The sequence below is a fragment of the Streptomyces sp. NPDC029014 genome (assembly GCF_055564695.1).
The window spans coordinates 29,220-52,913 of sequence record NZ_JBVHVT010000064.1 but is presented as its reverse complement, the minus strand read 5'-3'; the positions used below and the strand labels follow the sequence as shown (position 1 = coordinate 52,913).

Genomic DNA, 23,694 nt, shown 5'->3' with positions numbered 1-23,694 from the left:
GGACGTGTAGCACTGGTATCTTGCGTATGGTGCTGGGGCGGTGGTGTGTTGCCGGCAGCCCCCCGCGGGGCCGGGGTGCGTGCGCCGCGCCCCCCCCCCCCCCCCCCCCCCCCCCCCCCCGGTGGCCGGTGGTGCCGTCAGGCCAGTGGTCAGCTGACCTTCTTGGCGCCCTGGATGGCCTTGGCCAGGTCCTCCAGGATCTTGGTGCACTTCTCGTAGGAGTAGATCGGCTCGGTCACGCGCGGGGCGACCTGGCCGGCCTTGACGGCGGGCAGCTCGTTCCAGGTCGGCTTGGCCTTCAGGTCCTCCGGCTGCGCGGTGCCGGTGCGGTTGTCGAGCAGGACCAGGTCGGCCTTGTACTTGCCGGCGTTCTCCCAGCTGAGGCTCTCGAAGAAGCCGCCCTGGTCGAGCTTGTCCTTCTCCGGGACGACGAACTCGACGCCCAGGGTCTCGAAGTACTTCAGGTCGGCCGAGGTCTTCGGGGTGGAGACGTAGAACAGGTCGGCGGTGCCGGAGCCGACGAGCACCTTGATGCCCGGGTTGGCCTTCGTGGCCTCGCGGACCTTGCCGGCGGCGGCCTCGAAGGCGGCCTTGGCGTCGACGGTCTTCTTGGTGTTCAGGTCGGCGCCCAGGGCCTTGGCCAGGTCGGCCGTGCGCTGCAGGGCCTTGTCCATGGAGGCGTCGCCGCCCGTGCCGATCGCGGCGGCCGGGGCCAGCTTCAGGATCTTGTCCTTGGAGGCCTCGGGGACGTACCAGTAGGTGCCGTCCCAGGTGTTGGTGACGAGCAGCTCGGGCTGGAGGGAGGCGTACTTCTCGACGTTGAACTCGTCGTAGACGTTGCCGAGGATCTCGACCTTGGAGATGTCCATCGAACCGGCCGTCACGTCCGGCTTTCCGTCGGCGGTCTTGGTCGGGCCGAAGACGCCCTTGACCTGGACGCCGTAGTCGTAGAGCGCGGCGGCGGTGCCGGTGTAGGCGACGACGTTCTTCGGCTGGGCCTTGAGGCTGACGTCCTTGCCGAGGTCGTCCTTGAACGTCCAGGCGCCCGAGGCCGCGGAGCCCTTGTCCTTGTCGCTCTCGCTCTTCGCCGAGTCGGAGCCACCGCACGCGGTCAGTGCCGCGACGAGGCCGAGGGCACCGCCGGCGGCGATGAGGCCGCGACGGGAGAGGGGAGAGGTACGGGACTTGGGCATTGTGATGTCCGCTTTCAGTACGTGCCGGGCGGCCACTGGGCCGTTCGGTGGGAAGGTTAGCCTAACCTTGGCTGAAAACGGTAAGGGGGCCCTAAGTTTTCTCGGGCCCCCTTCTGCTATGTCCGGGTTCAGGCCGAGAAGCCCAGCTCCCGGGCGATGAGCATGCGCTGCACCTCGCTGGTGCCCTCGCCGATCTCCAGGATCTTCGAGTCGCGCCACATCCGGGCCACCGGGTACTCGTTCATGAACCCGTAGCCGCCGTGGATCTGCGTGGCCTCACGCGCGTTGTCGACCGCGACGGTCGAGGAGTACAGCTTCGCGATCGCCGCCTCCTTCTTGAACGGCTCGCCCGCCACGAGGCGGGAAGCGGCGTCGCGCCAGCCGATTCGAGCCATGTGCGCGCGCATCTCCATGTCCGCCAGCTTGAACTGGACGGCCTGGTTGTCGCCGATGGGCCGGCCGAACGCCTGCCGCTCCTTGGCGTACTTGACCGACTCGTCCACACAGCCCTGCGCCAGGCCCGTGGCCAGCGCCGCGATGGCGATCCGGCCCTCGTCGAGGATCCGCAGGAACTGGGCGTACCCGCGGCCCTCCTGGCCCACCAGGTTCGCCAGCGGCACCCGGACGCCGTCGAAGGACAGCTCACGGGTGTCGGAGGCGTTCCAGCCGACCTTCGAGTACGGGGCCGCCACCGTGAAGCCGGGGGTGCCGGAGGGGACGATGATGGAGGAGATCTCCGGGCGGCCGTCCTCCTTGCGTCCGGTCACCGCGGTGACCGTGACCAGGCCGGTGATGTCCGTACCCGAGTTGGTGATGAAGCACTTCGAGCCGTTGATGACCCACTCGTCGCCGTCGCGGACGGCGGTGGTGCGGGTGCCGCCGGCGTCACTGCCCGCACCCGGCTCGGTCAGGCCGAAGGCGCCGAGCATCTCGCCCGCGCACAGCTTCGGGAGCCACTGCTCCTTCTGCTCCTGCGTACCGAAGAGGTAGATCGGCATGGCGCCCAGCGAGACGCCCGCCTCCAGGGTGATCGCGACCGAGGAGTCGACGCGGGCCAGCTCCTCCAGGGCGATGCCGAGGGCGAGGTAGTCGCCGCCCATGCCGCCGTACTCCTCGGGGAAGGGCAGCCCGAACAGGCCCATGCTGCCCATCTCGCGGACGATCTCGTAGGGGAACTCGTGCCGCTCGTAGAAGTCGCCGATCTTGGGCGCGACGACGTCGTGCGCGAACGCCTCCACGGTGCGGCGGAGTTCCTCGTGTTCGGAGGAGAGCCGGTGGTCGAGGGACATGTCTTCGTTACTCCTTGTGGGAGAGGGCGCGGACGGTTCGGGAGGGGCTGGGACGCCCCAACTGCTCGGCCATCCACGCGCTCGTGGCGGTGAGGGCGGCCAGGTCGACCCCGGTCTCGATGCCGAGGCCGTCGAGCATCCACACCAGGTCCTCGGTGGCGAGGTTCCCGGTGGCGCTCTTCGCGTACGGGCAGCCGCCGAGGCCGCCGGCGGAGGCGTCGACCGTGGTCACGCCGTGCTGGAGCGCGGCGAGGGTGTTGGACAGTGCCTGGCCGTAGGTGTCGTGGAAGTGCACGCCGATCCGGTCGGTCGGCACGCCCTCCTCGTTGAGCTCGGACAGGAGCGCCTGCACGTGCCCGGGAGTGGCGACGCCGATGGTGTCGCCGAGGCTCAGCTCGTCGCAGCCGAGGTCGAGCAGGGCCTTGGCGACCCGGACCACCTGGTGGACCGGGACCGCCCCCTCCCACGGGTCGCCGAAGCACATGGACAGGTAGCCCCGCACATGCGCCTTCCCCTGCTTGGCCCGGGCCACGACGGGCTCGAACATGGCCAGGGACTCGGCGACCGTCCGGTTGAGGTTGCGCGAGGCGAAGGTCTCCGTCGCCGAGCCGAACACGGCGATCCGGTCCGCGCCGAGGGCCAGCGCCCGGTCGAGCCCGCGCTCGTTGGGCACCAGCACCGGCAGCTGCACCCCGGCCCGGGCCAGGTCGTCGAGCTGCGGGAACAGCTCCTCCGCGTCGGCCAGTTGGGGCACCCACCTGGGGTGGACGAAGCTGGTGGCCTCGACCGTGGTCAGCCCGGCCGCGGCCATCCGGTGGATGAACTCGGCCTTGACCGCGGTCGGCACGGCCGACTTCTCGTTCTGCAGCCCGTCGCGGGCGCCGACCTCGTGGATCCGCACCCGAGCGGGGAGTCCGGCGGCCGGGACGGCCATGGGCAGCCCGTTCACGCGCCCTCCTCCTCTACGTCCTCGGGGGTGACCACGGCCAGGACCTGGTCCATGGCGACCGTGGTGCCGGGGGAGACGTCCAGCTCGGTGACGGTGCCGGCGTGCGGGGCGGAGATGACGTGCTCCATCTTCATCGCCTCGACGACGAGCAGGCTCTGACCGGCCTCGACCCGGTCGCCGACCGCGACCTTGACGACGGTGACCGTGCCCGGCATCGGCGCCGCGAGGGTGTCGGCCCCCGCGTGGCCGCGGCCGCCGAGGGCTGCCGCCACCGGGTCGTGGTGCTGGACGTGCCAGCTGTCGCCGTCGCGGCCGAGCCAGGTCCCCTCCGGGGAGGGGGCGTGGCTGAAGGCGTGCGTGACGCCGTCGAGTTCGATGGTGAGGCGGTCGGCGGTGAGGCTGACGATCCGGCCCGCGGCCAGCCCACCGGGGCCCTGCCCCGGACCCCGCGCCTCAATCGCCGGCGGGGCTTGATCGGGCCGCCCCTCGCCGTCGAGTGCGAGCTCCAGTTCCGCGCCCCGTCGGCGGGCGCGGACCGCGACCGGGTCCTGGCCCGGGAGGCGGAAGTGGTGCACCGTCCACGCCGGGGTGCCGCCCAGGCGCCAGCCATCGCCCGCCGAGAACGGATCGGCCCAATCCGGGCCCGCCGGGTGGGGGAAGGAGCCCTGCGCCAGTAGCGCGGCCGCCGCGTACACCTCCGCCGGCACGCCCTCCGGGAGCATCGAGGCCAGGTCCCGCTCGACCAGCCCGGTGTCCATGTTCCCGGAGACCACGTCCGGGTGGGCCAGCAGCCTTCGCAGGAAACCGGCGTTCGTCTGCACGCCCAGGATCACGGTGTCGGCCAGCGCCCCGCGCAGCACCCGCAGCGCGGCGGCCCGGTCCGGCCCGTACGCGATCACCTTCGACAGCATCGGGTCGTACGTGGAACCCACGTCCACCCCGGCCGTCAGCCCGGAGTCCGTCCGCACCGTCCGCCCCGACGGCTCCGCCAGCGCCAGCACCGTGCCGCCCGACGGCAGGAAGCCGCGGGCCGGGTCCTCCGCGCAGATGCGGGCCTCGATGGCGTGCCCGGTCAGCGTGACGTCGTCCTGCGTGAGGCCGAGCTCGCCGCCGGCCGCCACCCGCAGCTGGAGCTCCACCAGGTCCAGGCCGGTGATCAGCTCCGTCACCGGGTGCTCCACCTGGAGCCGGGTGTTCATCTCCATGAAGTAGTACGAGGAGGGGTCCCCGCCGGGGACGATGAACTCCACCGTGCCCGCGCCGACGTACCCGCACGCCCGCGCCGCCTCCACCGCCGCCGCACCCATCGCGGCGCGGATCTCCGGGGTCAGCAGGACCGAGGGGGCCTCCTCGATGACCTTCTGGTGGCGCCGCTGGAGGGAGCACTCGCGCTCGCCCAGGTGCACCACGTTGCCGTGGGCGTCGGCCATCACCTGGATCTCGATGTGCCGCGGCCGGTCCACCCAGCGCTCCACCAGCAGCGTGTCGTCGCCGAAGGAGGAGCGGGCCTCGCGGCGGGCCGCGGCGATCTCGTCCGCGAGCACCGCCCCGTCACGGACCAGGCGCATGCCCTTGCCGCCGCCGCCCGCGGAGGGCTTGAGCAGCACCGGCATGCCGATCTCCTCGGCGGCCGCGACGAGTTCGGCGTCGGTCAGGCCGCTGCCGGAGGAGCCGGGGACCACGGGCACGCCCGCGGCCCGGACGGTCTCCTTCGCCCGGATCTTGTCGCCCATCAGGGAGATTGCGGACGCGGGCGGGCCGATGAAGGCCAGGCCGGCCCCGGCGCAGGCCTCGGCGAAGGCCGCGTTCTCGGCGAGGAAGCCGTAGCCGGGGTGGACGGCCTCGGCGCCGGTGCGCCGGGCCGCGTCGAGCAGCCGCTCCACGGACAGGTAGCTCTCGGCGGCCGCGGCCGGCCCGATCCGGACGGCCGTGTCGGCCTCCCGGACGTGGCGGGCGTCCGCGTCGGCGTCGCTGAAGACGGCCACGGACCGGATCCCGAGCTCCCGCAGGGTGCGGATGACCCGGACCGCGATCTCGCCCCGGTTGGCCACAAGGACAGTGCTGAACATTGGGGTCCTCACGTCACAGGTCTCGGGTCACATACGGAAGATGCCGAAGGCCGGCTGCGCCGGGTCCCTCTGCGGCAGCGGCGCGTTCGCGCACGCGGTCAGCGCCAGGCCCAGCACCTGCCGGGTCTCCAGGGGGTCGATGACGCCGTCGTCCCACAGCCGGGCGGTGGCGTAGTAGGCGTTGCCCTGCTCCTCGTACTGGGCGCGGACCGGGGCCTTGAAGGCCTCCTCGTCCTCCAGCGGCCATTCCTGGCCGGCGGCCTCCAACTGGTCGCGCTTGACCGTGGCCAGGACGGAGGCGGCCTGCTCGCCGCCCATCACCGAGATCTTGGCGTTGGGCCACATCCACAGGAAGCGGGGGCTGTACGCCCGCCCGCACATCGAGTAGTTGCCCGCGCCGTACGAGCCGCCGACGACCACCGTCAGCTTCGGCACGCGCGTGCAGGCCACGGCGGTGACCATCTTCGCGCCGTGCTTGGCGATGCCGCCGGCCTCGTAGTCGCGGCCGACCATGAAGCCGGAGATGTTCTGGAGGAACAGCAGCGGGATCCCGCGCTGGTCGCACAGCTCGATGAAGTGGGCGCCCTTCTGGGCGGATTCGGCGAAGAGGATGCCGTTGTTGGCGATGATGCCGACCGGGTGGCCGTGGATCCGGGCGAAGCCGGTGACCAGCGTGGTGCCGAACTCCGCCTTGAACTCCTGGAAGCGGGAGGCGTCGACGATCCGGGCGATGATCTCGCGGGCGTCGTAGGGGGTGCGGGAGTCGACGGGGACCGCGCCGTACAGGCCGTACGGGTCCACCTTCGGCTCCTCGGCCGGCTCCACCGACCAGGGCAGGGCCCCGCGCTCGGGCAGGGTCGCCACGATGTTCCGCACGATCCGCAGCGCGTGCGCGTCGTCCTCCGCCAGGTGGTCGGTCACACCGGAGACACGGCTGTGCACCTCACCGCCGCCGAGCTCCTCGGCCGTGACCACCTCGCCGGTGGCGGCCTTCACCAGCGGCGGGCCGCCCAGGAAGATCGTGCCCTGGTTGCGGACGATCACGGCCTCGTCGCTCATCGCCGGCACGTACGCGCCGCCCGCGGTGCAGGAGCCGAGGACGGCCGCGATCTGCGGGATGCCGGCGCCGGACATCCGGGCCTGGTTGTAGAAGATGCGGCCGAAGTGCTCGCGGTCGGGGAAGACCTCGTCCTGCATGGGGAGGAAGGCGCCGCCCGAGTCCACCAGGTACAGGCAGGGGAGACGATTCTCCAGCGCCACCTCCTGGGCCCGCAGGTGCTTCTTGACGGTCATCGGGTAGTAGGTGCCGCCCTTGACCGTGGCGTCGTTCGCGACGATCACGCACTCGCGGCCGCTGACCCGGCCGATGCCGGCGATCACCCCGGCGGCCGGGGCCGCGCCCCCGTACATGCCCTCGGCGGCCAGCGGGGCCAGTTCGAGGAAGGGGGAGCCCGGGTCCAGGAGGGTGTCCACCCGGTCGCGGGGCAGCAGCTTGCCGCGTGCGGTGTGCCGGGCGCGGGCCTTCTCACCGCCGCCGAGCCGGGCCGCGTCCAGGCGGGCGCGCAGGCCCTCGGCGAGTTCGCGGTGGGCGGCCTCGTTGGTGCGCCAGGCCTCGGACGCCGGATCGGCGGCGCTCGTGAGGACGGGTGCCTGCTGCATCGGTCGAGCTCCCTTGCTCGGTCCACGCGGTTAATGACCGTTAACCTCTGTGGAGCCAAGGTTAACGACCGCTAACGGCCCCTGTCTAGAATGGATTCCCATGAGCACTTCAGCGGCCGCCCCGACCCGTCGCGAGCAGATCCTCAGTGAGGCCGCCCGCCTCTTCGCCGAACGCGGGTTCCACGGCGTCGGCGTCGACGAGATAGGCGCAGCCGTGGGTATCAGCGGCCCCGGCCTGTACCGGCACTTCGCGGGCAAGGACGCCATGCTCGCCGAACTGCTCGTCGGCATCAGCGAGCGGCTGCTGACCGGCGGGCGCCGCCGGGTGGAGGAGGCCGACGGGGACCCCGCCGTGGTCCTGGCCTCGCTGATCGACGGCCACATCGACTTCGCGCTCGACGACCGCGCGCTGATCACCCTGCACGACCGGGAGCTCGACCGGCTCCGCGAGGCCGACCGCAAGCTCGTGCGCCAGCTCCAGCGCAAGTACGTCGAGCTGTGGGTGGACGTCGTACGGGCCCTGCACCCGCAGGTCGGCGAGGCCGAGGTGCGGGTCGCCGTGCACGCCGTCTTCGGCCTGCTGAACTCCACCCCGCACCTGGCGTCGCTGGGCCGGGAGGCGACGGAGTCGCTGCTGCGCCGGCTCGCCCACGGCGCCTTCGGGGCGTTGACCGCGTGACACGACGCGTCCGACGGCTGGGATGGAACCGACGCATCCGGGGTCGCGGCGGCAGAATGGGCCGCATGCCGAAGCCGATAGAGACGTCCGTACCCACCCGCGCCGAGCTCGTCGAACACCTGGTTCGCACGCGGATCGCCGGACAGGTCGCCACCCCGCGCGAGAACAACCTCGACCACTACCGCAAGCTCGCCAACGGCGACCGGCACTACTGGCTCGGCCTGGAACTGGGCGATCGCTGGACCGACGAGCAGGACGTGCTCGCGGTGATGGCCGAGCGCTGCGGCGTCGTCGACGACCCCGAGCACCGGCAGGGCCAGGACACCATCGACCCGGAACTGACCGTGGCCGGCCTCGACCGGATGGCGGCCCGGCTGCGCAAGGCGGCCCTGGACCGCCAGCGCGTCCTGCTGGCCACCGGCCACCCCGGCGGCCTGCTCGACGTCCACCGGGCCACCGCCGACGCCCTGCGGGCGGCGGGCTGCGAGATCGTCGTGATCCCGTCCGGGCTGACGGCCGACGAGGCCTCGGTGTGGCAGTTCGCCGACATCGCCGTACTGGAGCGGGGCGCCACCCTGTGGCACACCCACTCCCCGGCGCCGATGGCCGCGATCCTCGACGGCCTCGCCGCGGCCGGCCGCCCCCTGCCCGACCTGGTCGTCGCCGACCACGGCTGGGCGGGCTGCGCCGCGCAGCGCGGGCTCGACGCGGTCGGGTACGCGGACTGCAACGACCCCGCCCTGTTCCTCGGCGAGGCGGAGGGCACCCTCCAGGTGGTGGTCCCGCTGGACGACCACGTCCGCGACCCGCGCTTCTACGACCCGATGGTCGCGTACCTGCTGGACGCGGCGGGCCTCCTGGAGGGCTGAACCCCCGGGCCCCCCTCCGGCGGACGTGCGCGCGGCGCACCGTCCGCCGGGGTCGCCCCGGCCTCAGGGGGCGAGGGGCAGCCGGCGCTTGTGGTCGGTCAGGCGGTAGCGGCGGACGATCGTCCCGAAGGCCCGCTCGTCGACCGGCTTGCCCTCCAGGAAGTCGTCGATCTGGTCGTACGTGACCCCGAGCGCGTCCTCGTCGGCCTTGCCCGGGTCGAGGGTCTCCAGGTCGGCCGTCGGCGTCTTCCACACCAGCTCGGCGGGCGCGCCCAGCGCGTCGGCCACGGCGCGCACCCGCCGCTTGGTCAGACCGGTCAGCGGGACCACGTCCGCGGCGCCGTCGCCGAACTTGGTGAAGAAGCCGGAGACCGCCTCGGCGGCGTGGTCGGTGCCGACGACCAGGCCGTCGTGCGCGCCGGCCACCGCGTACTGGGCGATCATGCGCTGCCGGGCCTTGATGTTGCCGTGCACGAAGTCCTGGTGGTGGGCGTCGCGGAAGACCACGCCGGCGGCCGCCGAGGCGTCGAGGGCGGCGTCGCTGGCGGGCTTGATGTCCACGGTCAGCACGTGGTCGGCCCGGATGAAGGACAGCGCGAGCTGCGCGTCGTGCTCGTCGGCCTGGACCCCGTAGGGCAGCCGCATCGCGTAGAACGCCGCCTCGTGCCCGGCGGCCCGGGCGCGCTCGACCGCGAGCTGGCACAGCCGGCCGGTGGTGGTCGAGTCCACGCCGCCGCTGATGCCGAGCACGAGGGAGCGCAGACCGGTGGAGGTCAGCCGCTCGGTGAGGAAGGCCACCCGGCGCTCGATCTCCCGCTCGGCGTCGAAGGTCTCGGCGACCTCCAGTTCCCGGGCGATCTCCTGCTGCAGGGCGATGGACGCCGGCTCGCTCACGTCTGCTCCTTGTTCCGGCCGTTCCGGCCGCGGTGGGCTGTCGCGCCCACCCTACCCAGGGGGTGTCCGGGGGCCGGTGCCTGCTGCCCGCCGGGACCGCGCGACCCGGGCGCGTCAGGCGCGCGGTACGCGGACGACGCCCTCCTGGATCACCGTCACGGCCAGCCGGCCGTCCTGCGTCCAGATGCGGGCCTGGCCCAGGCCCCGGCCGCCGTGAGAGGTGGGGGAGTCCTGGTCGTACAGCAGCCACTCGTCGGCCCGGAACGGCCGGTGGAACCACATCGCGTGGTCCAGCGAGGCCCCCACCACGTCGCCGACCGCCCAGCCGCCCCGGCCGTGCGCGAGCAGCACCGAGTCGAGCAGGGTCATGTCCGACACGTACGTGGCCAGGCAGGTGTGCAGCAGCGGGTCGTCGCCCGCCAGCTTCCCGGCGGTGCGGAACCACACCTGCGAGCGGGGCTCCACCGGCTCGCCGATGGTGCCCCACGGCGGGGTGGTCGCGTACCGCAGGTCCACCGCGCCGCGCGCCTCCAGCAGCCGCTCCACCGTGCCCGGGTCCCGGAACAGGTCCCGGTAGGCGTGCAGCGCCTCGGCCGCGGTCGGCAGGCTCTCCGGATCCGGCGCCTGCGGCATCCCGACCTGGTGGTCGAGGCCTTCCTCGTACACCTGGAAGGAGGCCGAGAGGTGGAAGATCGGCTGGCCGTGCTGGACGGCGACGACCCGCCGCGTGGTGAAGGAGCGCCCGTCGCGGATCCGGTCCACGGAGTAGACGATGGGCGCGCCCGGGTCGCCCGTGCGCAGGAAGTACGAGTGGAGCGAGTGCGCGGTGCGGTCCGCGGGCACGGTCCGGCCGGCCGCGACCAGCGCCTGGGCCGCGACCTGTCCGCCGAACACGCGCGGCACCAGGGAGGTGCGGCTCGTGCCGCGGAAGATGTTCTCCTCGATCTGCTCCAGGTCGAGCAGATCGAGGAGATCGGTGAGTGCCTCGCTCAAGGGGACTTACAGCCCCATCGACTTGGCGATGATCGACTTCATGATCTCGCTGGTGCCGCCGTAGATGCGGTTGACGCGGTTGTCCGCGTACAGGCGGGCGATCGGGTACTCGTTCATGTAGCCGTAGCCGCCGTGCAGCTGGAGGCAGCGGTCGATGACGCGGTGCGCGACCTCGGTGCAGAACAGCTTCGCGGAGGCGGCCTCGGCCGGCGTCAGCTCGCCCGCGTCCAGGGCCTCCAGGGCGCGGTCGGCGACGGCCTGGGCGGCGTCCACCTCGGCCTGGCAGGCGGCCAGCTCGAACTTGGTGTTCTGGAAGTGGGCGACCGGCTTGCCGAAGACGGTGCGCTCGGTCACGTACTGCTGGGCGAACCGGACGGCCGCGGCGGCCTGGGCGTACGCGCCGAAGGCGATGCCCCAGCGCTCGGAGGCCAGGTTGTGGCCGAGGTAGTAGAAGCCCTTGCCCTCCTCGCCGAGCAGGTCCTCGACCGGGACCTTGACGTCGACGAACGCCAGCTCGGCGGTGTCGGAGGTCTTCAGGCCGAGCTTGTCGAGCTTGCGGCCGATGGAGTAGCCCTCGGACTTGGTGTCCACGGCGAACAGGGAGATGCCGAAGCGGCGGTCGTCCTCGCTCGGGGCGGAGGTGCGGGCGCAGACGATGACGCGGTCGGCGTGCACACCGCCGGTGATGAACGTCTTGCTGCCGTTGAGGACGTAGTGCGTGCCGTCCTCGGAGAGCTTGGCGGTGGTCTTCATGCCCGCGACGTCGGAGCCGGTGCCCGGCTCGGTCATCGCCAGCGCCCACATCTCCTCACCGGAGACGAACTTCGGCAGGAAGCGCTTCTTCTGCTCGTCGGTGGCGAGCATCTTGATGTAGGGCAGGGCGAGCAGCACGTGCACGCCGGAGCCGCCGAAGTTCACGCCCGCGCGGGAGGTCTCCTCGTACAGGACGGCCTCGAACTTGTGGGTGTCCAGGCCGGCGCCGCCGAACTCCTCGGGGACGTTGATGCCGAAGACGCCCAGCTCGCCGAGCTTGTAGTAGAAGTCGCGGGGCGCCTGGCCGGCGGCGAACCACTCGTCGTAGACGGGTACGACCTCGGCCTCGATGAAGGCGCGGATGGTCTCCCGGAAGGCCTCGTGGTCCTCGTTGAACACCGTACGGCGCACGGCCGGCTCCCTTCGTCGCGGCGGTCCGCCGCTTATGTCTAAGCGCTTGCTCATACAAAGTTACCGGCGAGTTGTCGACTCTGTCCAGAGTTCCGCAGACGGTATGACGAGCGCCACCTCCCCAGGTAGGGGGCCCGGCGCCGCCCTCGGGGCCGACCCTGCCAACTCCCCTGACCCGCCCACTGGTTACCCCCAGGGGGCGACTCCTCTCCACGAAGGATCCGACAGGCCCCGAACGATCACCAGGATGGAAGCCGACCGACACGAACAAGCCAGGAGCCCGCATGAACCGCCGCACGCGCACCATCCTCGCCGCCGCCCTCCTCCTCGGCCTCACCGCCGGCCCCCTGGGCGCCACCGCCCACGCCGTCCCCGCCGCCGTCACCACCCAGGGCCCCGACACCGCCGCCCTGCGCAAGGCCCTCGCCGGCCTCCCGGACCAGGACGCCACCGCCGCCCTGATCCGGGTCGGCGGGAACGGCCGCTGGACCGGCACGGCCGGCGTGCGCGACCTGCGCACCGGGGCCCCCGCCCTCGCCGACGCCCGCTTCCGGGCCGGCTCCACCACCAAGGTCGTCACCGCGGCCCTCGTCCTCCAGCTCGCCGCCGAAGGCGAGGTCGACCTGAACGCCCCGGCCCGCCGCTACCTCCCGGACGTCCTCCCGGCCGCCTTCGACCAGGTCACGGTCCGCCACCTGCTCAACTTCACCAGCGGCATCCAGCCGGGCGTCGACTTCGGCGACACCGTGGAGGAGGGCTACCCGCACCGCTACGAGACGATCACCCCGCAACAGGTGGTGGCCTCCGCCGTCGCGAAGGGCCCGGCCTTCACCCCGGGCACGCAGCAGGACTACGGGAACATCAACTACACGATCCTCGGCATGCTGATCGAGAAGACCACCGGCGACACCTACGCCCACCAGGCCGAGGCCCGGATCTTCCGCCCCCTCGGCATGACCGGCACCTCCTTCCCCCAGGGTGCCGACCCCCGCATCCACGGCCCCCACAACCGCGGCTACGACCTCATGGACGGCAAGCCGGTCGACGTCACCGAATGGAACATGTCCGACCGCTTCGCCGCCGGCGACATGATCTCCACCACCCGCGACCTGGAACGCTTCCTCGTCGCCCTCTTCCGCGGCCAGGTCGTCCCGGAACCCCAGCTCACCGAAATGTTCACGGTCCCGAACGTCCCCGGCGCCACGTACGCCGCCGCCCTCCAGCGCTACGTGGTCAACGGCAAGGAAATCTGGGGCAAGACCGGCGCCCGCCCCGGCTACCACACGGTGATCGCCGCCACCCGCGACCTCTCCCGCACCGTCGTCTACTCGGTCAACAGCACCGACGCCAAGGGCGACGGCCTCAAGATCGCCCAGCGCTTCGCCTTCCCCGCCTTCAACCGCTGACGAACACACCGATGAATTTCGCCCGCCCCCGCGGTCAACCGTCACACGAAGCACCGCACACGGAGGAGCCACCCATGGGTACGTACGTCCAGCTCGGCGCTGTGAACACCTGGTACGCGGAACACGGCGCGGGCCAGCCCCTGGTCCTCCTGCACGGCGGCCTGGTCGACGCCCGCTTCTTCGAGCCGAACCTGCCCGCCCTCGCCGCCCACTTCCACGTCTACACCCCGGAACGCCGAGGCCACGGCCACACACCGGACGTACCCGGCCCGATCACCTACCAGATGATGGCGGACGACACGATCGCCTTCCTGGAGACCGTCGTCGGCGGGCCCGCCGACCTGGTCGGCCACAGCGACGGCGCGTTCGTCGCCATGCTGGTCGCGATGCAGCGCCCGGAACTCGTCAAGCGCCTGGTCCTGATCAGCGGCGGCTTCAACAAGGCGGGCGAGGCCGTGCCCGACATGGAATGGGACGTCGACCAGCTCTTCGACTTCCTCGCCCCGGCCTACGGCGAGGTCTCCCCGGACGGCATCGACCACTTCAAGACCGTCGCCACGAAGATCGGCGACATGGCCGCCAAGGAACCCGACCTCCAGGCCTCCGACCTCTCGGCGGTCACGGCCCGCACCCTCGTCATGTTCTCCGACGACGACCTGGTCACCCCACAGCACATGATCGACACGTACGACGCGATCCCCCACGCCGAACTCGCCGTCGTCCCCGGCACCTCCCACTTCCTCACCCAGGAGAAACCGGCCCTCGTCAACGCACTCGTCCTGGACTTCCTCACGAACGACCCGGTCCCCACGGTGGCCGCCATCCGCCGCGCCGCCCACTGACGCCGCGAGCGACCCGCAGTCGCCCACCCACCAGCACCACGTAGCGATCCGCTGCGCACCCCGCCGCGAGCGACCCGCAGTCGCCCACCCACCAGCACCACGTAGCGATCCGCTGCGCACCCCGCCCCCGCCCACCCACCCGACACCGCCGGGCACGGCAACTCCCCCGGGGCGTCCTCCTTGGGGCCCTCCGCCAGCTGTTTCCCGCCCGGGGCGGGGTGTGCGGTCAAGGGGGGCCGCAGGCCATCGCGCAGCGACGCGGAGCGCCCTTGACGGCGCGCCCCGCCCCGGAAACACCCTTGAGCGGCGGATGGCCCCAAGCGGCTTCGCTGATGCGGGTCGGGGGTATCCGGGACCGGGGTGCCGAGCCCGCATCACAGATCAGGCCCCGGCGCCCCGACCCTCCCACCTCAACGCGAACCACAGCTCCGCCCGCACGTCCGGATCGTCCAGATCCCGCCCGAGCAGCTCCGCACAGCGGGCAACACGCTGCCGGACCGTGTTCCGGTGGACCCCCAGGGCCGCGGCGCTGCGGTCCCAGCTGCCGTGGTGGGCCAGCCAGCCCCGCAGCGTCTCGCGCAGCACCGGGGTCAGGGCCGCGAGCAACGCCTCCGCGTGCGCCCGGGCCTCGGCTTCGCCGACCAGGCCCGCGAAGCCGGGGTCGGTGTGGCGGGCCAGCGGGGCGCGGGCCGCCTCGGCACGGTCGAGGGCGCGCCGGGCCTGCGCGTCGGCGGTGGCCAGGGCTTCGGGCGCGGCCGGGGCGCTGACCCCCAGCCGCCATCCGGGCTGCGGGCCGGGATCCCGGTCGGTGAGGAGCCGGACGACGGGACCGGGCCGCGGGTCCAGCAGTACGGTCCCCAGCGCCGCGGCGAGGGCCCGCGGGTCGGGGTCGGTGCCGCCGCCGCGGGCGTGGACGGCGTACCAGGGGCCGGGGCCCAGCACCTCCGCCGGGGAGCCGCCGAGCAGCAGCCGGGCCAGGGCGGCGGTGTCGTCCCCGGCGGGCCGTTCGGCGGTGAGCAGGGTCAGCAGGACGGCGGCGACCGACGCGACGGTGTGGTCGCCGGGGGTGCGGGCCGGGGTGGCCGTCCCCAGCGCCGCATGCCGGCCGGCGTACCGGCCGAGGGCGTACGCGGCGAGGTGCCGCCCCCCGGCCTGATCGGTGGCGGTCGCGGGCCCTCCGGCCCGGCCGACCCGGGCCATGAGCGCATCCAGCGAGGCGCCGACTTCGGCATCGGCCCCGACGGCACTGCCGGCCCCGGCGGCCCCGACGGCCCCGGCGGCCCCGACGGCCCCGGCGGCACCGACGGTGTCGGAAGTGCCCGGCGGTGGCGGTGTCCCCGCGGCCCGCCCGTCCGGCCACAGCACCACGTACCCCCCGAGGCTCGCCGCGAGCCGGGACAGCACCGCCGGCACCGGATCGGGCCGGGCAGCGGCCGCGGCCAGCGCCTGCTGGGCTTCGGTCACGCGGCGCAGCTCACGGGTCCGCGCCTCGGCCATCAGCCGCCACACCGCGCGGGCGACCGCGGTGAACGGCGTGCGCGGCGGGACCTCCAGCAGCGGCAGTCCGTGCCGCGCACAGGCCTCGGCGAGCGCGGCCGGCACCTCCTCGTGCACGGGGGCCACACCGAACCCGAGGGCCGCAGCCCCGGCGGCGACGAGCCGGGCGACGTACTGGTCGTAGAAACCGGCAGCAGGCTGGTCCGCGCCGGGCTGGTCCCCACCGGGTCCACCCCCGGGCCCCGCCCCCGCAGTGAGCAGCAGCTCCCCACCCAGCAGGTACGGCGACGGATCGGCCATCTCGGAGGCGTGCACCCCGTGCACCCGGGCCTCTGCCGGCCCGGCCAGATGCCGCAGCCCGAGCTCCCGGTCCCCGAGCAGAGCCCCCAGTGCGACGGGCGGCACGGGCGAAACGGCCGACACCGTCGACGGCCGGACGGCGGCTCCCTCACTCACCGGAGCCCGAACCTGATCCGCACCCGCACCCGCAGCTGCACCCGCACCCGCACCCGCACCCGCAGCCGCAGCCACTCCCACACCCACACCCACACCCGCAGCCGACCCGGACCGCTCACCGCCCCCGGATCCCATCCCACCCATGGATCCTCCGCACACACCAGTCGGACAGTATGGATGGAACGTACACTGCGCGCCCCGACCCCGGCGACTTACGCTCGAAGCACCGCACCAGCAGCACCTGCAAGACCTGCACGACCCGCAAGGCCTGTAGGACCTCCAGAAGGGCACCCCCCCATGAGCATCGAGCGCAACGAGCAGACGCCCCGCGGACCGGTGGACTCCTCCCGCATCCCGCGTTACGCGGGTCCGGCGACCTTCGCCCGGCTGCCCCGCCTGGACGAGGTCGGTTCGGCGGACGTCGCCGTCGTCGGCGTGCCCTTCGACTCCGGCGTGTCCTACCGCCCCGGCGCCCGCTTCGGCGGCAACGCCATCCGCGAGGCCTCGCGCCTCCTGCGCCCGTACAACCCGGCGCAGGACGCCTCCCCGTTCGCGCTCGCGCAGGTCGCCGACGCCGGTGACATCGCGGTGAACCCCTTCAACATCAACGAGGCCGTCGAGACGGTCGAGGCCGCCGCCGACGAGCTGCTGTCCGCGGGTTCCCGTCTGATGACCCTCGGTGGCGACCACACCATCGCCCTGCCCCTCCTCCGCTCGGTCGCGAAGAAGCACGGCCCGGTCGCCCTGCTGCACTTCGACGCCCACCTGGACACCTGGGACACGTACTTCGGCGCCGAGTACACCCACGGCACGCCGTTCCGCCGCGCCGTCGAGGAGGGCATCCTCGACACCGAGGCCCTCTCGCACGTCGGTACCCGCGGCCCGCTGTACGGCAAGCAGGACCTCGACGACGACGCCAAGATGGGGTTCGGCATCGTGACCTCGGCCGACGTGTACCGCCGCGGCGCCGACGAGGTCGCCGACCAGCTGCGCCAGCGCATCGGCGACCGCCCGCTGTACATCTCCATCGACATCGACGTGCTGGACCCGGCCCACGCGCCCGGCACCGGCACCCCGGAGGCGGGCGGCATGACCTCCCGCGAGCTGCTGGAGATCATCCGCGGACTCTCCTCCTGCAACCTGGTCTCCGCCGACGTGGTCGAGGTCGCCCCGGCGTACGATCACGCCGAGATCACCTCGGTCGCGGCGTCCCACACCGCGTACGAGCTGACCACGATCATGAGCCGCCAGATCGCCGCGGCGAAGGGCAAGTAAGCCCCGGGCGACCCGGCCCGGCCCGGCCCGGTCCCGCGGCGCGAAGGGCGAACGGGCAGCCCGCCCACGGGCTGCCCGGCGCCCCCGCACTCCCACGGAAGGCACGTAACAGCGTGACCCACGACCACGACCTGGTACTCCGCCCCACCGACGCCCAGCGGGCGGCGGCCCTCGCGCCGCCGCCGGGCCGGACGGGCGGGGACCTGGTCGTGGAGACGCTGCGCGGGCTGGGCGCGACCACCGTGTTCGGGCTGCCGGGGCAGCACGCCCTCGGGCTGTTCGACGCGGTGGGCCGCTCCGACCTGCGGCTGGTCACCCTCCGCGTGGAGAACAACGCCGGCTTCGCCGCCGACGCGTACGGCCGGATGACCGGCGAGGCGGTGCCCCTCCTCCTGTCCACCGGCCCGGGCGCCCTGACCGCGCTGCCCGCTCTCGCCGAGGCGGCCGCGGCATCCTCGCCCGTCCTCGCGATCTCCTCCCAGGTCCCGACGGCCGGCCTCGGCGGCGGCCGGCGCGGCCACCTGCACGAGCTGCGCGACCAGGCCGCCTCCTTCCGGGACGTGGTCAAGTCCGTGCACCTCGCCCGGACCCCCTCCCAGATCCCCTCCACCATCGCCGAGGCGTGGGAGTCGGCGCTGACGGCCCCGCACGGGCCGGTGTGGGTGGAGATCCCGGAGGACGTGCTCCGCACCGGGACGATCGTCCCGCAGGTCACCGGCATGGACGCCACCCCGCACGACCTGCCCCCGCGCCCCGAGCTCACGGCCCTCGCCGCGCACTGGCTGGAGAACGCCGAACGCCCCGTGATCATCGCGGGTGGCGGCGTCATCCGCGCGGACGCGGCCGGAAAGCTGAAGCAGCTGGCCGAACGCCTCTCCGCCCCCGTGGTCACCACCTTCGGCGGCAAGGGCGCGTTCCCCTGGACCCACCCGCTCTCCCTCCAGTCCTGGCTGGAGGACCGCCACACGACCGACTTCCTGGAGGACGCGGACGTCCTCCTCGTCGTCGGCTCCGGCCTGGGCGAGCTGTCCTCGAACTACCACACGTTCGCGCCCCGCGGCCGGGTGGTCCAGATCGAGGCCGACCTCGGCAAGTTGGAGTCCAACCACCCCGCCCTCGGCATCCACGCGGACGCCCGCCTCGCGCTCCAGGCCCTCCTCGAAACCGTGGCCGAACGCCGCGACCCCACCGCCCCCGACCGCGTCCGCGCCGTCCTCTCCGCCGTCGAGGCCCGCCTGGCCTCCCAGGACCTCACCCTGGAGCAGGGCCTCCTCGCCTCGATCCGCTCGGCCCTCCCGCCCCGCTCCCCGTCCTTCTGGGACATGACGATCCTCGCCTACTGGGCGTGGTCGGCCTTCGACCCGAAGCACCCGAACACCATGCACTCGGCGCAGGGCGCCGGCGGCCTCGGCTACGCCTTCCCGGCGGCCCTCGGGGCCTGCCTGGCCGAGCCGGGCACCCCGGTCCTGGCCGTATCCGGCGACGGCGGCGCGATGTACTCCCTCGCCGAGCTGGCCACCGCCCGCCAGCACGACCTGGACGTCACCTGGCTGATCGTGGACGACGGCGGCTACGGCATCCTGCGCGAGTACATGACGGACGCCTTCGACGGCCGCACGACCGGCACCGAACTGACCCGCCCGGACTTCACCGCCCTGGCCGCGTCCTTCGGCGTCCCCGCCACCCGGACCACCCCGGAATCCCTCACGGCCGACCTGAGGCAGGCCCTCGCCACCCCGGGCCCCTCGATGGTGGTACTTCCGGCCAAACCCCGCATGTTCGCCCCCACACACATTTAAGGCTTGCCCAGGGGCTCGCTAGGTTGGCGGCCACATGGACGAAGTCTGAGGGGGAGCAGTGTCGTTCGAGCAGGACTGGGACCGGGACAGGCGGGCGGCCGCGGCGACGGGGACGCCCGGCGGGCCCGGGGTGCTGGCCACGACCCCTCCCGAGAAGAAGAAGGCGGCCAACACCATCGAGAGCGTCCTGCAGCCCGGCACGACGAAGGCCGCGGACGCGGCCGACGAGCCGACCGCCAACGCGGTCAGGGCCTTCACCGGCTGGGACACGGCAGCCGGTTTGACGAAGGCGCACACGCACTGGGACGACCAGGTCAAGCGCCTGATGGCACGGCTGGACTCGGAGAAGAAGGCCCTGCGCGGCGCGTCCAACCTGTTCACCGGGAACGACCAGCTGACGGGCCGGAGCTTCCAGCCGGTGCAGTCCAAGGTCACGGGGCTCTAGGGGGAGGCGGACGTGCCGAACTACGCCGAGATCATGCAGACGGACCTCTCAGCGCTCACCACGGCCGCCGACGGCTGGAAGGCCATGGCGGCGCAGTTCAAGACCATGGAGGACGTCTACAAGGACGAGGTCCAGAAGGTCTCCGCCGGCAACGGCTGGCTGGGCACCAGCGCCACGACCGCCGCCAGCAACTCCTCCGTCACGCGCCAGGAGTACGCGTCGGCGCAGAAGGAGGCGCTGGCCATGGAGTCGCTGCTCCGTGACGCGCACGCCCGGTTCACGGACCTCAAGGCCCGGGTGGTGTCCGCCGTGGCGGACGCCACGGCCGCCGGCATGAAGGTCTCGGACGCCGGCAACGCGAGCTTCGACTTCTCCAAGGTCGACGCCGGCACCGCGAACGCGGCGCGGCACGACCCCGACCTCCCGGAGGCCGAGCGGGCCTGGACCCGCCGGATCGCGGACACCGTCAAGGCGGTCACGGAGTTCGACGCGGACGTCAGGACCGCCCTGCTGAACGCGTCGGGCGCGGACGGCACGGCGATGTTCGGCTTCAACCCGAAGCCGGTCAACGACGTCGAGGCGGTGGAGGCACTGGCCCTCACCCGGAAGATCCGTGACGGCAAGGCCTCTCCGGAGGAGCTGCGGCACTACGACGAGGTCCTGAAGCAGAACTCCGCGGACGCGCACTTCAGCCAGGCGTACCTGAACGGGCTGGGGGCGAAGGACACCCTGCTGTTCGCCGACCAGATGAACCTGGCGTCGCACGACCGCGGCACGTCGGCGGCCGACAGGAAGCTCTACGAATCGATCAACGCGGGCCTCGCGGGAACGATCGCCTCGGGCACCAAGGACCCGGACAGCCACGCGTACAAGCCCTTCGTCAACGGGCTCAGGGAGCAGGGCCCCGAACTGGTCGCCAAGGGCCTGCGGCCGACGTACGGCTACCAGACGCTGGTCACCCTCATGTCGCACGGCGACGGCTACGGCAAGCAGTTCCTCAACGACATCGGCGACGGCATGATCGCGGCCGAGAAGTCGAAGCCGCACATGTACGACCACCCCTACGACTCCCAGCGCCCCGACCTGGTCTCCGACCCGCTGGACGGCCTGCTCGGCATCATGGCCAAGGACCCGGACTCGGCGACGTACTTCCTCGACCCCGAGGCGCCCGGCAACAAGAACGAGCACCTGAAGTACCTGCTCACCGAGCGCGAGATGCCGGACCCCTGGTCCGCGGCCGGTGTCGGCCCGCCGATCGGGATGCACGGCGACAAGACGGCGGGCCTGGGCGCTGCCCTCCAGGCGGCGGCGACCGGCCACACGGAACGCGAGAAGCTCGGCCCGCCCGGACCGCACACCGAGGGCCAGGCGCGCGTGATGCACAACGCCGTCCGCCTCCTCGACGACGAGATGAGCGGCGACAAGTTCCCGGAGGACCTGGCGGGCCTGCGCCAGCCGATGGCGAAGGCACTGGTCGACTACGTGGCGGACACCCACGTCATCCTCGGCGGCCAGGAGTCCGACCTGGGCGCCATCAACGGCAGCGACTCGATCCACGGTTCGGGCGACCAGGCCCGTATCGCGGTCGGCCAGGGCAGCCTGGTCCGCGTGATGCGCGGCATCGCGGACGACGGCCCGAGCTACGCCCTGCTCGTCGAGGCGGAGCGGATGTACTCGGCGGAGCGACTCACCGCCGCCGCCCCCTACCAGGGCGGCATGCACGGTGTGAGCGCGGACTGGGACAACAAGGCCCACGACATCGGCGCGGCGGCCGGCGCCCTCAACGGCATCGGGGCCGACGTCTACAAGGACAAGGAAGACGACCAGGGCAAGTGGGCGGAAGGCACATCTGAGCACACGGCTGCCGTTGCGAACGGACTCGTCGGCGAGATCCCGATCGCGGGCACGGTCGCAGGCTCGCTGATCGACTCGCTCAAGTACGAATGGGTCGAGGGCGTCAAGGACGAGGCCGAGGACCAGGGGAAGAAGGACGCCAGTAAGAATTATGGGAAGGGCGTGGAGGCGACCAACGACATGTTCGACGCGTGGGCCAAGGATCGGCATATCGAGAAGGACCCTGCCTTCGAGCATGCCAAGAACGGTGCAGGCACCGCATACACGACTGGACGGGACGCCGCCCGTGCACACCTCCGGTCCTGATGTGCTCAATGCTCTCGGGCGGTCGACGGCTGCCCTCCTGTGCGTGCTGATGCTGGCATCGTGCGGCTCGGGCGACGCGGAGGCAAAGGCCGACCACCCGTGCGGGATCGCCCCTTCCTCGGAAGAGGAGGTGCTCCTACGGGGGATCCTTCGCACCGAGGCCTTCGAGACCGAGATCAGCAACCTCACGAGCCGCGTGGCGGAGAAGCTGGAGCGCCAACTACGGGAGATGGGTCCGGAGCAGGAGACGCTTCCGAGGTACACGTGTGCTTACTGGCCCGCCGGCCAGAAGGGACTTGAGCGCGTGACGTTCGGCTTCGGGTGGGTCCCCCGTGCCTCGAAGGACGCGGAGCGACCCCTGGCCAAGAGCGTCCCGTACGAGGTGAACGGCGTCGTCGGCCAGACCAACGACACTTATACGAGGCTGCACGTCCAGTGCGACATGCCCGGCGAACTCGGCGAGAAGTCGAAGTCGGCATGGTTCTACGCGAACGCTTCGTACACGGTCAACATCGGCCGGACGGACCTCGACCAGGCGGCCCGGGACCGGCAGACGGCCCTCACCTACCTCATGACCCGCCGCGTCACCGACGCGCTCGGCTGCGAGAACAAGCCCCTGGCGAAGCCCCCGGTCGTGAAGCCGATCCCTACGCCCTGACCGGGAACTCGGCCCAGACCGTCTTGCCGATGCCGTGAGCGCGGGGCTCCTGCCCCCACCGGCCGGCCACGGCCGCCACCACCGCGAGGCCGCGGCCGTTTTCACCGTCGGGCCGATGCGGTCGGGGCTCCAGGTCCACCCAGTCGCCCGCGTCGGCGACTTCGACGCGCAGGCACGCTCCGTCCCACACCGCCCGCACGCCAATCTCCCGGCCGCGGGGCGCATGTGCGTGCCGTACGGCGTTGGTGACGAGCTCTGACAGGGCCAGCTCCGCGGCCTCCATGGTCGGGCGTGCGACACCCCAGGCTCGGGCCTGCTCGCGGAAAAAGACGCGGGCCCAACCAGGGCTACGAGGACTGCGAGGAAAGAGCCAGAAGACTTCGGTCGGCAGGGGTGCAGTCAGGGCCACCGGAACTCGCCTCTCTAGAGATTCGATGAAGTCGAGTGAAGCGCGATGGCCGTCTATCGGTCAAGCTATCTCTAGAGATGTACGCAGCGTGTTCGTGGGGGTGAGCAGGCGCCGGCGCTTCCGTGCCTACGATGTCGAGAGATGATCGGGAGGACGCATGCCGAGTAACGGCTCCGGGCGGCAGCCCAAGTACCAGCGGATTGCCGCCGAGCTGAAGGCGGCCATCCAGGCCGGCACGTACGGGCCGGGCGACCGCCTTCCCGGCGAGAACGACCTGATGGCCACCTACGGCGTTGCCCGCATGACAGCCCGCCAGGCTCTTGGCGTCCTCCAGACGCAGGGCATCGTGGAGGCCCGCAAGGGTGCCGGGGTTTTCGTCCGGGAGTTCAGACTGATCCGCCGACGCGGCATTCAGCGCCTCGGAGGCCGCGTCTGGGGTGAAGGCCAGTCCATCTGGGAGGCCGACACCGAGAACCGGGACCCGTCCGTCGAATTGCTGTCCGTGGGTGAGGAGTCCGCGCCGTCGGGTATTGGGGAGCTGCTCGGGCTCGGCGAAGACGGCCGGGTGTGCGTCCGCCGCCGACGGTTCCTTCTCGACGGTAAGCCGGTGCTCGTCTCGACGTCCTACCTGGACGCCGTCTTCACGGCTGGCACGCCCATTGCTGAGCCGGACACCGGACCCGGCGGCATCTACGCCCGCCTCGCCGAGCTCGGCCGCGAGCCGGTCCGGTTCCGGGAGGAGATCCGGTCGCGGATGCCTGGGCAAGAGGAGGTCGAGGCCCTCGCCCTCGTGCCCGGGACGCCGGTGGTCCTGGTCTGCCGTACCGCCTTCGCCGCCGACGGGCAGGTCGTCGAGGTGAACGAGATGGTGCTCGACTCCGCCGCCTACGTCCTTGGAGTACGAGTTCGACGCCGGGTGACCGTGCGGCCGCCCGCTCACGCGTCCCTTCGGATGATGACGCTGTGTCACGGGGGCGACGTCGCGGGCC

General features: G+C 72.3%; 20 protein-coding genes and 1 pseudogene. 10 read left to right on the top strand and 11 right to left on the bottom strand.

Translation table 11 applies throughout. From position 1 onward, the window contains the following. Positions 1–149: 149 nt before the first annotated feature. The 5 genes from ACZ4VL_RS29235 to ACZ4VL_RS29215 all read right to left on the bottom strand — a co-directional run bounded on the left by ACZ4VL_RS29235 (position 150) and on the right by ACZ4VL_RS29215 (position 7,159). Positions 150–1,193 carry an ABC transporter substrate-binding protein gene (locus ACZ4VL_RS29235; protein ID WP_468205682.1) on the bottom strand — a complete coding sequence of 348 codons (1,044 nt, stop codon included), beginning with the start codon at positions 1,191–1,193 and terminating at the stop codon, positions 150–152. A gap of 128 nt (positions 1,194–1,321) precedes the next feature. After that, the gene (locus tag ACZ4VL_RS29230) at positions 1,322–2,482 is read right to left on the bottom strand and encodes an acyl-CoA dehydrogenase family protein (RefSeq protein WP_468205679.1); all 1,161 of its coding nucleotides are present in this window, start codon (positions 2,480–2,482) and stop codon (positions 1,322–1,324) included. A gap of 7 nt (positions 2,483–2,489) precedes the next feature. Then, positions 2,490–3,416 carry a hydroxymethylglutaryl-CoA lyase gene (locus tag ACZ4VL_RS29225; RefSeq protein ID WP_468205690.1) on the bottom strand — a complete coding sequence of 309 codons (927 nt, stop codon included), beginning with the start codon at positions 3,414–3,416 and terminating at the stop codon, positions 2,490–2,492. An 11-nt stretch (positions 3,417–3,427) separates the two neighbouring features. Then, the gene (locus ACZ4VL_RS29220; protein ID WP_468205677.1) at positions 3,428–5,500 is read right to left on the bottom strand and encodes an acetyl/propionyl/methylcrotonyl-CoA carboxylase subunit alpha; all 2,073 of its coding nucleotides are present in this window, start codon (positions 5,498–5,500) and stop codon (positions 3,428–3,430) included. A 27-nt stretch (positions 5,501–5,527) separates the two neighbouring features. Then, complete coding sequence (locus ACZ4VL_RS29215) at positions 5,528–7,159, bottom strand: carboxyl transferase domain-containing protein (RefSeq protein ID WP_468205674.1); 1,632 nt, start codon at positions 7,157–7,159, stop codon at positions 5,528–5,530. Between the two features lie 100 nt (positions 7,160–7,259). Here ACZ4VL_RS29215 and ACZ4VL_RS29210 point away from each other — a divergent pair, with 100 nt between their 5' ends. Both ACZ4VL_RS29210 and ACZ4VL_RS29205 read left to right on the top strand, forming a co-directional pair. After that, entirely contained in the window at positions 7,260–7,838 is a 579-nt protein-coding gene (locus ACZ4VL_RS29210; RefSeq protein WP_468205672.1) for an SACE_7040 family transcriptional regulator, read from the top strand. Between the two features lie 56 nt (positions 7,839–7,894). After that, entirely contained in the window at positions 7,895–8,707 is an 813-nt protein-coding gene (locus ACZ4VL_RS29205; RefSeq protein WP_468205669.1) for a phosphatase, read from the top strand. 63 nt (positions 8,708–8,770) lie between these two features. Here the strand turns inward: ACZ4VL_RS29205 and nadE are convergent, their stop codons facing one another. From nadE to ACZ4VL_RS29190, 3 genes are all read right to left on the bottom strand, one after another. After that, entirely contained in the window at positions 8,771–9,601 is an 831-nt protein-coding gene (gene nadE / locus ACZ4VL_RS29200) for an ammonia-dependent NAD(+) synthetase (RefSeq protein WP_468205667.1), read from the bottom strand. Positions 9,602–9,715: 114 nt separating this feature from the next. Then, complete coding sequence (locus ACZ4VL_RS29195; protein ID WP_468205664.1) at positions 9,716–10,594, bottom strand: acyl-CoA thioesterase; 879 nt, start codon at positions 10,592–10,594, stop codon at positions 9,716–9,718. Between the two features lie 6 nt (positions 10,595–10,600). Continuing rightward, positions 10,601–11,758: an acyl-CoA dehydrogenase family protein gene (locus tag ACZ4VL_RS29190; protein WP_468205661.1), complete on the bottom strand. Its 1,158-nt coding sequence runs from the start codon at positions 11,756–11,758 to the stop codon at positions 10,601–10,603. Positions 11,759–12,042: 284 nt separating this feature from the next. Here ACZ4VL_RS29190 and ACZ4VL_RS29185 point away from each other — a divergent pair, with 284 nt between their 5' ends. After that, positions 12,043–13,164, top strand: coding sequence for a serine hydrolase domain-containing protein (locus tag ACZ4VL_RS29185; protein ID WP_468205658.1), 1,122 nt, complete (start codon positions 12,043–12,045; stop codon positions 13,162–13,164). Between the two features lie 74 nt (positions 13,165–13,238). Further along, positions 13,239–14,006, top strand: coding sequence for an alpha/beta fold hydrolase (locus ACZ4VL_RS29180; protein WP_468205655.1), 768 nt, complete (start codon positions 13,239–13,241; stop codon positions 14,004–14,006). A 381-nt stretch (positions 14,007–14,387) separates the two neighbouring features. Here ACZ4VL_RS29180 and ACZ4VL_RS29175 read toward each other — a convergent pair whose 3' ends face one another. Continuing rightward, positions 14,388–15,959, bottom strand: a complete 1,572-nt coding sequence (locus ACZ4VL_RS29175) for a helix-turn-helix domain-containing protein (RefSeq protein ID WP_468205652.1) — start codon at positions 15,957–15,959, stop codon at positions 14,388–14,390. Next, the gene (locus ACZ4VL_RS29170) at positions 15,956–16,099 is read right to left on the bottom strand and encodes a hypothetical protein (RefSeq protein ID WP_468205649.1); all 144 of its coding nucleotides are present in this window, start codon (positions 16,097–16,099) and stop codon (positions 15,956–15,958) included. Before ACZ4VL_RS29170 ends, ACZ4VL_RS29175 begins: the two co-directional genes overlap by 4 nt. Positions 16,100–16,256: 157 nt before the next feature. Between ACZ4VL_RS29170 and speB the strand changes: the two genes are divergently transcribed. From speB to ACZ4VL_RS29145, 5 genes are all read left to right on the top strand, one after another. Then, entirely contained in the window at positions 16,257–17,234 is a 978-nt protein-coding gene (speB, locus tag ACZ4VL_RS29165) for an agmatinase (RefSeq protein ID WP_361084372.1), read from the top strand. 113 nt (positions 17,235–17,347) lie between these two features. Then, positions 17,348–19,033 (top strand): thiamine pyrophosphate-binding protein, encoded by a 1,686-nt coding sequence (locus ACZ4VL_RS29160; RefSeq protein WP_468205646.1) that lies wholly within the window; start codon positions 17,348–17,350, stop codon positions 19,031–19,033. Between the two features lie 58 nt (positions 19,034–19,091). Then, positions 19,092–19,478, top strand: a complete 387-nt coding sequence (locus ACZ4VL_RS29155) for a hypothetical protein (protein WP_468205643.1) — start codon at positions 19,092–19,094, stop codon at positions 19,476–19,478. A gap of 12 nt (positions 19,479–19,490) precedes the next feature. After that, a complete protein-coding gene (locus ACZ4VL_RS29150) occupies positions 19,491–21,638 on the top strand; it encodes a hypothetical protein (RefSeq protein ID WP_468205640.1) in 2,148 nt (715 codons plus the stop codon). 43 nt (positions 21,639–21,681) lie between these two features. After that, positions 21,682–22,296, top strand: a complete 615-nt coding sequence (locus ACZ4VL_RS29145) for a hypothetical protein (protein WP_468205638.1) — start codon at positions 21,682–21,684, stop codon at positions 22,294–22,296. Here the strand turns inward: ACZ4VL_RS29145 and ACZ4VL_RS29140 are convergent. Further along, positions 22,286–22,705, bottom strand: coding sequence for an ATP-binding protein (locus ACZ4VL_RS29140; protein ID WP_468205634.1), 420 nt, complete (start codon positions 22,703–22,705; stop codon positions 22,286–22,288). The two genes, ACZ4VL_RS29145 and ACZ4VL_RS29140, sit on opposite strands and share 11 nt — an antisense overlap. 157 nt (positions 22,706–22,862) lie before the next feature. On the opposite strand from ACZ4VL_RS29140, the pseudogene ACZ4VL_RS29135 reads away from it, so the two are divergent. Next, a pseudogene (locus ACZ4VL_RS29135) lies at positions 22,863–23,625 on the top strand (GntR family transcriptional regulator). The last annotated feature ends 69 nt before the right edge of the window (positions 23,626–23,694 follow it).